Annotated in this window: 9 protein-coding genes; 2 read left to right on the top strand and 7 right to left on the bottom strand. The window is 66.9% G+C overall.

Translation table 11 applies throughout. The features are described 5' to 3' along the window. Nucleotides 1–281: 281 nt before the first annotated feature. Together ACFXG1_RS18945 and ACFXG1_RS18940 are read left to right on the top strand one after the other, a co-directional pair. Nucleotides 282–842, top strand: a complete 561-nt coding sequence (locus ACFXG1_RS18945) for a hypothetical protein (RefSeq protein ID WP_384743698.1) — start codon at nucleotides 282–284, stop codon at nucleotides 840–842. 95 nt (nucleotides 843–937) lie between these two features. Next, complete coding sequence (locus ACFXG1_RS18940) at nucleotides 938–3,220, top strand: hypothetical protein (protein ID WP_384743695.1); 2,283 nt, start codon at nucleotides 938–940, stop codon at nucleotides 3,218–3,220. Nucleotides 3,221–3,873: 653 nt separating this feature from the next. On the opposite strand, the gene ACFXG1_RS18935 is transcribed toward ACFXG1_RS18940, so the two are convergent. The 7 genes from ACFXG1_RS18935 to eccB all read right to left on the bottom strand — a co-directional run bounded on the left by ACFXG1_RS18935 (nucleotide 3,874) and on the right by eccB (nucleotide 11,177). Then, nucleotides 3,874–4,173, bottom strand: a complete 300-nt coding sequence (locus ACFXG1_RS18935) for a WXG100 family type VII secretion target (protein WP_384712589.1) — start codon at nucleotides 4,171–4,173, stop codon at nucleotides 3,874–3,876. A gap of 65 nt (nucleotides 4,174–4,238) precedes the next feature. Further along, nucleotides 4,239–4,604, bottom strand: a complete 366-nt coding sequence (locus ACFXG1_RS18930) for a WXG100 family type VII secretion target (protein WP_384712586.1) — start codon at nucleotides 4,602–4,604, stop codon at nucleotides 4,239–4,241. A 69-nt stretch (nucleotides 4,605–4,673) separates the two neighbouring features. After that, the gene (locus tag ACFXG1_RS18925; protein WP_384712583.1) at nucleotides 4,674–5,927 is read right to left on the bottom strand and encodes a S8 family serine peptidase; all 1,254 of its coding nucleotides are present in this window, start codon (nucleotides 5,925–5,927) and stop codon (nucleotides 4,674–4,676) included. Nucleotides 5,928–5,952: 25 nt separating this feature from the next. Continuing rightward, a complete protein-coding gene (locus ACFXG1_RS18920) occupies nucleotides 5,953–7,695 on the bottom strand; it encodes a hypothetical protein (RefSeq protein WP_384712580.1) in 1,743 nt (580 codons plus the stop codon). Nucleotides 7,696–7,698: 3 nt separating this feature from the next. Beyond that, nucleotides 7,699–8,169 carry a hypothetical protein gene (locus ACFXG1_RS18915; protein ID WP_384712576.1) on the bottom strand — a complete coding sequence of 157 codons (471 nt, stop codon included), beginning with the start codon at nucleotides 8,167–8,169 and terminating at the stop codon, nucleotides 7,699–7,701. Nucleotides 8,170–8,400: 231 nt separating this feature from the next. Then, nucleotides 8,401–9,642, bottom strand: coding sequence for a type VII secretion-associated serine protease mycosin (gene mycP, locus ACFXG1_RS18910; protein ID WP_384712573.1), 1,242 nt, complete (start codon nucleotides 9,640–9,642; stop codon nucleotides 8,401–8,403). A 14-nt stretch (nucleotides 9,643–9,656) separates the two neighbouring features. Continuing rightward, complete coding sequence (gene eccB, locus ACFXG1_RS18905; RefSeq protein ID WP_384712570.1) at nucleotides 9,657–11,177, bottom strand: type VII secretion protein EccB; 1,521 nt, start codon at nucleotides 11,175–11,177, stop codon at nucleotides 9,657–9,659. Nucleotides 11,178–11,244: the final 67 nt, after the last annotated feature.

The following is an 11,244-nucleotide window of genomic DNA, read 5'->3' as shown; positions in this document are numbered from 1 at the left end:
CCGGAATACGTCGTTTTGCCGGGCGGTCTTTTCCACTGACGTTTCCACATAGGTTACGTCCTGCGGGCGGGGGCCGCGACAGTTAGCTGTCGCGGCCCCGGCCCGTCCCCTGCTTTGCGCCATTCTCCGGCCGACTTCGCGGTCCACGGCGGGTTCTCCGAAGCCCTGGGCCGACCGGCTCGTTTTACTGGTCGCCGACGCCGAGGCGGCTCATCACGGGCTCGGGCCGACAGGATTCCGGCGCACCGCCGAACCGGCGTCGCCACAGGAGGGAACCATCGATGGCATGGGAAGAATGGGACCGGCTCAAGGCGTCCGCGGCGGAACGTGACACCACCGGCATGCGGCTCAACGGCCTCCCCGACGACGAGCGCATGCCCGCCGCGAGGACGGGCGATCTGGAGGTCACCGACACCGATCTGGCGGCCGTCGGCGACCACGCGTACAAGCTCTACCACCGCTTATGGCCCGAGGCACGGCAGGCCGTGATCCCCGGCACCGAGAAGGCCGCCGCGAACCTGGCGTCGCGGGACTTCGCCATCGGCGGGGCCCTGGACCGGGTCGCGGAGCGCTGGGACAAGCAGCTCAAGTCCCTGATGGACGCCTGTGCGCATATCTCGAACCATATGGATTTCAGCCAGAAGACGCACAGGGACGACGACGAGTGGATCCACCGGTCCATGAGCAGCATCTACGAGCTGGACCGGGGCTTCGACGACGAGTACGCCCCGAAGGGGGAGCCGAACGGGGTCTACGAGACGAAGGCCGACAAGGCCGACAAGGCCGACGGGGCCGACGGGGAAGCCGGGGCCGATGGGGAAGCCGGGCAGCAGGCCAGCTGATCCTGCGGCGCCCTGCCGCTTCGAGGCCGGAGCCGGGACGGGTGCCGGCGAGAGACCGTCATCGACCGCACGAGACAGGACACAGGGTCTCCTTCATGAACTTCACCGCATTACACAACACCGGGTTCGAACTGCTCGACCTTGCCGTCGGCGACTGGAACAAGGCCGTCGGCAATTTGGAGAGACTGGAGAGGGACGCCCGTACGGGGCTGCGCGACAAGGCGAACGCGGCGAACTGGATGGGCGTGAACGCGACCGTGTCCCGTCAGTTCATCGGGAAGACCGCCGGGGAGTTCGCGGACGCCCACACCCAGGCCACCTCGATCCGGAACATCCTCCGCGACACCTGTGACGAGCTGAAAACCTGCCAGCGGAACCTCAAGGAGGTCGTGGAGCGCTGCCGGGCGAAGAACATCACCGTCGCGCCCACGGCGGTCGGCGGGTTCACGGTCACCAGGATCGCCACCCCCGCCGACCGGAGCGGGGCCGCGGCCCCGGGGTCGCCCGCGAACACCCCGGACGAGACCATCGCCTTCCGCGACGAGATCCAGGCCGTCCTCAACAAGGCCACCGAGATCGACGACAGCGCCGCCCGGGTACTCAAGGCCCTGGTGGCGCAGACCGATCACGGATTCTCCGACGCCGCGTACATCGACCGCGACGCGGGCGCGAACGCGCTGAAGGCGGCCGACCGGCTGGCGGAGATCGCCAGGAACCCGGAGCGTCTCACCCCCGAACGGTTCGCCGCCCTCAACGCCGGGCTGAAGCGGTACGCCGAGGACGAACTGTTCGCGGAACGCTTCGCCACCGCGGTCGGGCCCAAGGGGATGGTCGAGCTGTGGGCCGGTCTCGCCACCGACCACCGGGCGGGAGACGTCTGGCGTGCCCACCGCGACGACTACGACGATCTGCAGAAGCATCTGAGTCTGACCCTCGCCACCGCCACACAGAGCGACACCCCCGCGATGGGACGGTGGAAGGACGACATGATCGAGCTCGGCGGCCAGAGGCTCGGCGGCGGCCTCGCGTCCCCCACGGGCTTCCAGGTGATGAGCAACCTCATGCGCTTCGGCAACTACGACGACAAGTTCCTCACGGACTACGGCACTGCGCTCATGGCGGAGGAGCGGCGCCACAGCGACAACGGCCGGCAGACCGCCTTCAACTGGGCGCACGTCACCCCCGTACTCAACTACACGGGCACGGACTCCGGCGTCGACCCCCTGACCGGCTACCTCCAGGGCCTCTCCGCGAGCCCGGCGGCGGCAACCGAGTTCTTCGGGGACACATTCCTCACCGGTACCGACGACCACGGCTTCAAGGACAAGTCGGGGAACAAGGTCGAGCTCTCCAACTTCGACTACCTCTTCGAGGAGCGCCGCTGGCCCATGGACCACTCGGCCAAGGACACCCCCGGAGGCCGCGACGCCCTGGCCCTGGCCCTGGAGGCCGCGACGACGGGCCACCCGGCGGGCGAAATGCCGACCGTGGACACCCCGCCGCATACGGACCAGCAGACCGATCTGATGCAGAAGCTCGTCGCGTCGATCAGTGACGACCCCAAGCGGCTCACCGACCATATGCAGATGGCGGACAGCATCGGCCAGATCGCGTCGGAGTACCTGCCGGACATCAACAGGGCGGCGTCCAACGACACCTTCGGCAACAGCGACAAACTCTTCCCCATCACGGGCAGCACGGCCCACCTGTCGCACGCGGACGTCACGCGCTTCCTGGTCACCCTGGGCCAGTCCCCCGAGGCCAACGCGGCCATCCAGGTCGGCCAGGCGGCCTATACGGGCTACCTCATGGAACGCCACCTCGACCCGAACCTGCCCGAGGATCTGCGGTATCCGCATCCCCCCGAGGACATCGTGGAGCTCATCTCACGCAGAGCGGCAGAGGTCGACGGCGCCCTGGCCATCGGCCAGCAGGAAGCGGTTCTCGGCCCTGCGGGCAAGGAAGTACAAGACTTCCAGAACTCCATCGCCCAACAGAAGAACGCCTGGTCGGGAGCGGTAGGCACAGGAGTCGGCGTCGGCGTCAGCTTCGTCGCCACCCCACTGGTGGGAGCACTGGTCGGAGGCGCGGCGGGGACCGTCAGCAGCCTGGTGCTGGAGCACGTTTTCCAGCAGGCCGGGACGAATGCGTTGCAGGACGCCGCCAAGAGTTCGTCATATTCTTGGGAAGAAAGCCTGGAAGAGAGCACGGCCCGTTCCAAACTTGCAGCCGAGAAGGCTGCAGAAAAATATGACACAAACTATCAACATCAGGTTGGGGACTGGGCCAGCACTGGCGCAAAGGACGGCTTCAACGACGCTTCGAGCAATTCCAGCAGAATGGCAGATGACTTGACTACCGAGGTTGCGGGCACATGAAACCGACCGACACAACCGATCGGCGTAAAGCGTGACACCTAAACACCGCACGCCTTCACTAGCAGTAATCGCATCTCTCACGCTCGTAATTTCCGGATGCAGTACGGAAGAAAAGAAGCAGGTCTACACCGTACCGTCCGAGCTTTGCGGCACTCCGGTCCCTCAGCATCTACTGAAGCCTTTACTGCCCCCTGGGGATGAGCTCAAAACGGCCCGAGGCGGAAATGATTACGGATCATCCGTAAGGTGCTCGTTCGACGTTGACGGAGAATACACCTTCTCCAGTCGAATCGACTGGGAGCCAAAAGGCGCCACAACACTTGATGTCGCCCAGCTCCACTGGGGCTCCGGACTTGCCAGGAGTCTCAGCGGGCGTTCGAATTTTGAATACTCAAAGGTCGGGGGGGTAGGCCTGGTAAATTGCCCCAGCCCGAAACTTGAGCACAGGAAGGATATGAGGCTCTACGTATCTATCGCCGCGCGCGACGGCCGGAAATTGGAAAAGGCAGACGTAAGAGCCCTGCTCCTCGCCTACCAGAAGGCCGTCAGCGAATCAGCAGACTGCCGCAGCAAACCACAAGTAAAGAACAGTTGACGCCATCGGGGTGGGCATCTCCCGCGCATGCCCACCCCGATGCCAGTCCGACTGCCGCTTAGAAGTAGCCGGCGGCCTTCTTGTCGCCCGCCTGGTACGCCGGGCCCGCCTCGCGGACCGCGCGGGCGATGCCCTTCAGGGCGTTGTGGATCTGGCGCGTCTCGTTGTCCCACTTCTTGTGGGCCCCGTCGGCGGCCGTCTTGGCGTCACCCTCGAAGGTGGAGGAGACGCTGCGGATCTTGCTCTGAAGGTCTTCGAGCGTCTGGTCCAGACGCTGCGCCTGCTTCTCGATGGTGCTCGCCGCCTGCTCCAGCGACGAGTACGTGACGAGCATAAGGCCGTCGTTGCCCTGTGCCATGAGTCGTCCTCCAACTGCCATTCCGAAAAGGGATTCTGTTGTGGTGCGCCGAGTAGGGGCGCTCGTCAGTAGCCGGCGATGTTCGAGGTCGCACCGCGGGTGGCACCGGCGTCGCCCGAGAAGCCCGCGGCCACGTCGACGCCCTGCAGCGCGGCACGGACCTCGTCTTCGGTGTTACCGGCGGTGGTGCGGGTGACCTGGATCGCTTCCTGGAAGTTGAGCAGCAGCTTCGCGATGCGCACCATGCCCTGGTTGATCTCGGCCTGCTTCACATCGAAGGCGCCGGCACCGATTCCCTTCCAGGAACCCTCCAGGCTGTCGATGACGCCCTGCAGGCTCGACAACTGCCCCTTGATGTCCTCGAACTGCCGGGTGATCTCGTCCTGGAAATCCTTGAGACTCTGATCGCCGACCTTCTGGACTGCTGACATATCCCGGTCTTCCTTTCCCTGTTGTTTCTCTGGGGTTGTGCGTAGTGGCTGGTGTGCGAGGGGCCGCGATCAGGCGGCACGCCGTCGCAGGACGAAGAAGGCACCCCCGGCGAGGACGATCACGACCACGACGCCTCCGATGATGAGGCCGGTGTTGCTGTCGTTCTTCTCGCTCTTCTCGCTGGAGCCTGCCACGGCGGCTCCGCCGACGGAATCGCTCTTTGGCGGTTGTGACGAGGCTGGTGCAGAAGGCGGGGCCGAGGAGGCGGGAGCGCCTGTCTTCAGGTTGGTGAGGGGACTGATGTCCGGTGCGCCGGGGTTGCCCTTCTTGTCCAGCAAAATCTGGCCGGGCCTGATCAGACCGTGTCCGAGATAATTACTGCGGGTTCCCTTGGCCCAACTCCGGCCAGCCGTGTCGATAAGGGCGCGAAGTACCTGGTTTCCAGTCCACTTCGGGTTGGCGGACCACACCAGGGCCGCCGTGGCCGAAGCAACGGCGGTAGCCGAACTAGTGCCACCGCTGTCACAGTACGACTTGAATGTGGCATCACACCAGCCCGGAATATCGTTACCCGGAGAGGCGAGATCAACGTTGTCACCGTGCTGAGAGTACTCGGCTACAGTCCCCTTACGGTCTGCGGAGGCAACACCGATTACATCCGGATATGCGGCTGGATACTCCGGCTTGTTTCCCCTCTTGGCGTTGTTCCCGGCCGAGGCAAAGAACAACTTTCCTTTACTCCAGGCATATTCCACAGCGGCGCGCGTTTCCATGTTCGAGAACTCCGAACCCATGGACATGCTGATGATGTGCACATCGCTGTCCGCGGCCGCCCGGATGGCATCCGGGACGTCTTGGGCATTCACCTTCTGCTTGTTCTGAAGCTCGGTGTTGGAAACACGCATGGGGATGATCTTCGCCCCGGGGGCCAAGCCTCGAAGGCCACCTCCCTGACCGGTCCCCGCAATGAGTTCAGCCATGGTGGTCCCGTGACCCGAGTAGTCGTCCGTTTCCTCACCCGGAGTTCCGGTGAAGTCCTCCCCTGGGAGAACCTGTCCCCTCAGGGAAGGCGTAGCGGGGTTGACGCCGGTGTCGATGACAGCGATCTTGATGCCTTTGCCTGTGCTGACCTTCCACAGATCCACCGCCTGCATGGCATCCAGATACCACTGATCAGCAGGTCCGGGGGCAGCCTCGGCCGTTGAAATCGTGCCGGGGACACCACCGGCCCAGACGCAGACCGCAGCGAGTGTGCAGACCACACTTCGCCGAAGAACGCGAGAGGCGCTGCGCTTCCGCGTCTGGATCATTCGTGCCGTCATCGTGGCTTCCGAACCTTCCCAGTGCTCAGTCGATTACCGGCGGCCCGGCATTGCGCCGTTGCGCCGTCCATGTCTCTTCGTCTTCCGTCAGGTAGTCCGGACGCGACGATTCCGGGCGGTCCTCTTCCCTGTCGGACGAGTTCCTGCCCGGACGGCCGCCGACGAGCCCCGCGCCACCGTTGGTGAAGTTCCCCCGGCCCGCTCGGGATCCCGCGTTGCTTCCCGTCCCCGTCCTGGGTGCTCCCACAACTCCGTTGACGCTCCGAGCTCCACCACCGACCGCACCCGAGTGCGGCCTGGGCGCACCGGGACGCGAAGCGTTGGCGCCTTCTGCGCCCACGATGGTCCCCCGAGGGATACGAGGTCCACTGGAACCGCCGGTCGCACGCTGAGGAGTGCCGCCCACGATTCCGTCACGACCGACGCGCGATCCGGCGGACGGTGTGTTCGGACGTCCGGCCATGGGCTGCGCCGACTGTCCTCCACGCCCCGTCACCGGACCTTGCCCGCCGGACATCGGGCCCGTAGCCATGGGGTTCCGTCCCACGGGTGACGACTGGCCTCCCGGGCCCATGGGCCCCGTAGGCCGCCCGACAGGGTTCTGGCCGCCCGCAGCGGAAGGAGGCCCTCCGATGACGGGCTGACGCCCGGGCGCATGGGACTGTCCCGTCGTGCCACGCGCCGTCGCCTGGTTCGGGCCGCTCTGTCCGGGACCAGTCGTGGACTTGGCGAGGACCGGCGGCGGTCCCGTCCCGGGTCCGGGCCTGAACGTATTGGGCGGCGCACCGATCACCGGAGGCCCCACAGGCGGTGTCTGAACGACCGGAGGGACTCCGGCCGGACCAGGAGCTGTCGGAGTGGGGGGTGCGGCATTCGGAGTGGTGGGCGGCGCCGCGGGGGGCGCAAGGCTGTCGAGTTCCATCGACGGGCTTCGGCCGGGAGCGCTCTGCGGGGGCGCCCCGGCGATCTCGGATCGAGGGGGCTCGCCGACCCTGGATTCCGATCGGCGTTCGGACACCCGGGAAGTCTCCGGGGTGCTGGAAATCGTGCCGACCGACCCTTGTCCACTGGGCGGCTCGGATCGTGTGCCAGTCGGCGCCGGCACGTCCGCCTTCAGCGCCCTGTCGAACTTCGGCGGCTCCTGCCCCGCCAGCGCCTGCTCCGAGACGGCGTAGAAGGAGGCCAGGCGGTTCATCTGGTTGATGGCCTCCTGGCGGTTCTGTTCCACCTTCTTGGCCGCGACGTAGTCGGGGTTGGTGTCGACCCGTTCCGGGACCGGCATCGTTTTGGCGTCGTGCTTGATGAGGCGGTTGTCGCGGTCCGGCATGGAGCTGCGGACCGAGGCCAGGCCCGTGCCCGCCACACGGATCTGGGTGGCGGCGATGTCCGCGAAGGTGCTCAGTTGGTCGGCGTGGTCGGCGAGGGCCTTGCCGAAGTCGCGGAACGCCTCGCCGGACGCGCCCTCCCAGTGGACCTTGCCGACGTTGGTACGGAGTTCCTCGGCGGCGTCGGTGAGGGCCTTGCGGGCCAGCCAGAGGTTGTCGCCGGCGTTCTCCAGGTCGGCGGGGTTGGCGCTCTCCACCATGTCGATCATGGCGTTGAGGGTGTGTCCCTCGAAATCGGTACGGGCGAACACGCCGTTGCCGCCGAAGACGGAGGTGACCTTGCGGGCGACGTCGGTGATGCCGAGTTGGGCATCGACACGGGCGAGGTCCTGCTCGTGCTGCTCCTGGGGGGTCAGCTCCGGCTCTTTGTCGTTGTCAGCCATGTGTCACCGCCACTCCGTTCCGGCGTTCTTCTCGTTGCCGTTCTTCGGCGCTTCGGTCTTCGGGCGCTCGCGTTCGCGTTCGGCCGCCTGCTGCTGGTCGATGCGGGCCCGGATCTGGGCGAAGCGGACGCGGCGCTCCTCGTCGACGTTGTCGGTGCCGACGTCCGCCGCGTGGACCGCGATGTTGAGGGAATCGATCTGGTCTCCCAGGCTGCGGGAGAGGGTGATCAGGGCCTGGTGGACCCGGTTGTACTGGTGGAAAAGGCCGTCGGCTTCGGCGAAAGGCCCGCCGGGTCCGCTCAGGGAGCCGCGGTTGACCGTCTGCTGGGAAACCTTGGACTTGCCCGCCGCGCCACTGTTGAACGTGGCGAGCAGGGTGTTCACCTTCTTCTGGAAGGTGGCCAGCGCCAGGTAACCCTTTTCGAAGTCACCGATACCGTTGCGCCCGCCCCCGCCTTCGGCTGGATAGACCACGTCGTCCTTCCTCCCCGTTGTGTTCCTGCTGCACCACATTGCCAGTGTGATGATCCGGTCCTCACGAAAACAGAGACCGCTTACCACTGTAACGACTGGCTATGACAGTCCCAAGTGGCTTTGCCGACGCGCCACTTCTCCGGACCCCCCGGGTGCCGCACGGAACCATCTCATCATGGTGGTGGGGCGGTCACCGCGGGGATCGTCGGGTCTCCTCGGTATCTCCCCGACTCAGCTGCCCGCCATCCGGCTCGTCCGGCGGCGGGCGTCTCGCAGGGCGACGGCGGCACCGGAGATCACGGCGACGAGGACGCCGCCGCCGATGACCACATAGGTGGCGAGGCGGGCGTTCCGTTCCTGGGCGGTCTCGCCGAGGTCGTAGCGGGCCGGGCTGGGGACCTGGCCCCTGACCAGGCCGCTGTCGGCGACGGGCTCTTCGAGGGGGCGCTCGTCCTCGGTCAGGGCGCGTACCGGATCGACCACTCCCCAGCCGACGAGCCGGTCGCGGCCCGGGGTGGAGCGCTCCGCCGTCTGCTGGATCTGGGCGGTGATCTGCCGGGGCGTCCAGGTGGGGTGCTTGGACTTGATGAGGGCGGCGATGCCGGCGACGTACGGCGCGGAGAAGCTGGTGCCGTTGTCGACGCAGTGGCCGCCGAGCGGGACCGTGGTGACCATGTCGACGCCGGGCGCGGCGACGTCGACGAAGTCGCCGGACTGGGAGAAGGCGGCCCGTTCGTTGTTGCGGTCCGTCGAGGCGACGGCGAGGACACCTTCGTACGAGGCGGGGTACGTCTTCTTGATGTTGCCGCCGGCGCCGTCGTTGCCCGCGGACGCCACGACCACGATCCCCTCCTCCAGGGCGTCGTCGACGGCCTCCTCCAGCTCCTTGGCGGGAGCGACGGCGTTGGCGGTGTCCTGAGAGATGTTGATCACCCCGGCGCCCCGCTTCACCGCCTCGTTGATGGCCCTCGTCAGCGACGCCGCGTCGCCGTTGCCCTCGGCGTCGTTCTGTTTGATCGGGATGATCGTGGCACCGGGCGCGAGTCCGACGAAGCCGGTGCCGGGCGCGGGCCTGGCCGCGATGATCCCGGCGACCTTGGTGCCGTGGCCGACGGTGTCCGTGGTGCCGTTGGCCGCGCCGCGGTCGATCTTCTCCCCCTTGTCGTTCTTCTCCGGGAGGAGGTTGAGGCCGCTCTCGGCGTCCACGGCGTCTTTGAGCTGGGGGTGAATGATGTCGACGCCGGTGTCGATGACGGCGACCTTGACGCCCTTCCCGGTGGACTGCTTCCACAGTTCGTCGAGGAGTACGCGCTGGAGCGCCCAGGGGCGTGCCTTGTACTCCTGTGTGCTGGGGTACTCGCACTGGGTGTTGCTGCGCGCGTGCGCCTCGCCCGCCGTTACGGGGACGCCGGTCACGGCGAGCGCCGTCGCCGCGCAGACGGCAAGGGCGCGGCCCCGGGCCGGAGATGTCATCCGCCTGCCCGCCCTCATGAGCCCTGCGGCTCGTTGGCCGCGCTCATCGACAGCCGCGGTCCGGTCGGCAGGAACGCGGACCACACGGCGGGGACCGGTACCGGGGTCACGCCCTTGTAGCCGAGTTGCCGCTGGGCGATCTCGGTCTGGGCCGCCTGCTCCTTCTTCTCCTTCTCGGTGGTCCCGATGCCGGAGTCGTCGGTGGCGCTGTCGCTGTTGGACTGCATGGCGTACCGCAGGCCGGTGTCGGTGAGCAGGAAGAGGAAGCCGGCGCCGGTCGATGCGCCCGTGTACTGGCGGTACAGCAGGCCGGAGCCCGGGGTGACGTAGGCGCTGCTCGATCCGGTCGGCAGCACGGCCGGGAAGTCGGTCCCGGCCCAGGTGCTGAGGGTGGTCGTGGCGTCCCCGTTCACCTCCCGCAGCACACTGCAGACCGTGTTGCGGCTGCCCTCACGAAGCGCGGGCGAGTTGACGGCGGCGGGTGCCTCGGCGGGCCACTTCTTGTTCTGGCCGAACGCCTCGCCCGGCCGCAGGGCGCCGGCGCTGACATTGGTGGCGCGTCCCCCCTGGCCCAGCGCGATCATGGCGCGGTCGGGGCTGTTGAGGAGCAGCTTGGCCGTGAAGTCGGTGATCGGGGCGACGCGTCCCCGGAGCACGACGTAGTTCTGTTCCCCGGTGCCGTCGGTGGCCTTGAGGATCATGCCGATGCGGTTGTCGTTCTCCCGGAGGCTGCCCGGGGCGCCCGCGTTCTCGCCGACCGTGTCGGGAACCTCGGGGAACGTGATCCGGTGGCCCTTGTGGAGGGTGGCGAGCCACTGCCGGGAGACCCTCTGAGGCTCACGGTTCGCGCCGACGAGCTGGCCCAGCAGGTTGTCGTCGTCCGCGACGGGGTACGCCGTACCGCCGGCGTCCACGACGTAACGCACCTTGTCGGACTCGACGTACAGCAGCTGGCCGCCGGTGAGCCGCTGTTTGCCGTCGACCTTGCCCTTCTCGCGGTCGGCGAGGACGAACACGGCCTTCTGGATGGCCCGTCCGCCCTGGCCGGGCCGTTCGCACACGGCCCAGCGCTTGGGCTTCTCCGCGTCCTTCTTCTTGGGGAGGCGGTCGGGGGCGTACGGAATTCCGAGGGTGGCGCCGTGCGGGATCTTCCCGCTGTCCAGTACGGACTCATCGACCTTGATGACCTTGCTTTTGTCAAGATTCAGCAGAAGTTTCGCGGAGGCCATGTTGAGAACGGGATGAAGCTGCTTCTCCCCGTCGGTTTCCACCACCACATATCGCGTGGTCGACTTACTCGCGATGATCACGTTCTCCCGTGGCTTGTCCCACCCTTTGGGCGCCACCGGCTTGAACATTCCCCACGCACCGAATCCGGCGAGAATCACCACACCGATGATGGCGCCGGGGACGACGGCGCGCAGTGGCTTGGGAGCGCCTTCCTCCGATCCCGTCGTATTGGGCTGGAGGAACTGCGCGATCAACCGCCGCTTGGCGAAGGTGTAGGCGTTGAGTTCGTCCCGACGTGATGCCATCTGTCCGCTTGTCCCTCTCCCCGCTTGGCGACCGGGCCGTGCTTCACCGTGGTTCTCCGAATCGGCC

Source organism: Streptomyces sp. NPDC059248 (assembly GCF_042753905.1).
GTDB lineage: Bacteria > Actinomycetota > Actinomycetes > Streptomycetales > Streptomycetaceae > Streptomyces.
Note: the sequence above shows the minus strand (reverse complement) of the source record. Positions and strands in the feature narration are given on the sequence as shown.

Excerpts from the sequence above, each read along its gene's own strand:
- ACFXG1_RS18935 (WP_384712589.1), bottom strand. The coding sequence starts at position 4,173 with ATGGCACAGGGCAACGACGGCCTTATGCTCGTCACGTACTCGTCGCTG.
- mycP (WP_384712573.1), bottom strand. The coding sequence starts at position 9,642 with ATGACATCTCCGGCCCGGGGCCGCGCCCTTGCCGTCTGCGCGGCGACG.
- ACFXG1_RS18945 (WP_384743698.1), top strand. The coding sequence starts at position 282 with ATGGCATGGGAAGAATGGGACCGGCTCAAGGCGTCCGCGGCGGAACGT.
- ACFXG1_RS18920 (WP_384712580.1), bottom strand. The coding sequence starts at position 7,695 with ATGGCTGACAACGACAAAGAGCCGGAGCTGACCCCCCAGGAGCAGCAC.
- ACFXG1_RS18925 (WP_384712583.1), bottom strand. The coding sequence starts at position 5,927 with ATGACGGCACGAATGATCCAGACGCGGAAGCGCAGCGCCTCTCGCGTT.
- ACFXG1_RS18930 (WP_384712586.1), bottom strand. The coding sequence starts at position 4,604 with ATGTCAGCAGTCCAGAAGGTCGGCGATCAGAGTCTCAAGGATTTCCAG.
- ACFXG1_RS18940 (WP_384743695.1), top strand. The coding sequence starts at position 938 with ATGAACTTCACCGCATTACACAACACCGGGTTCGAACTGCTCGACCTT.
- eccB (WP_384712570.1), bottom strand. The coding sequence starts at position 11,177 with ATGGCATCACGTCGGGACGAACTCAACGCCTACACCTTCGCCAAGCGG.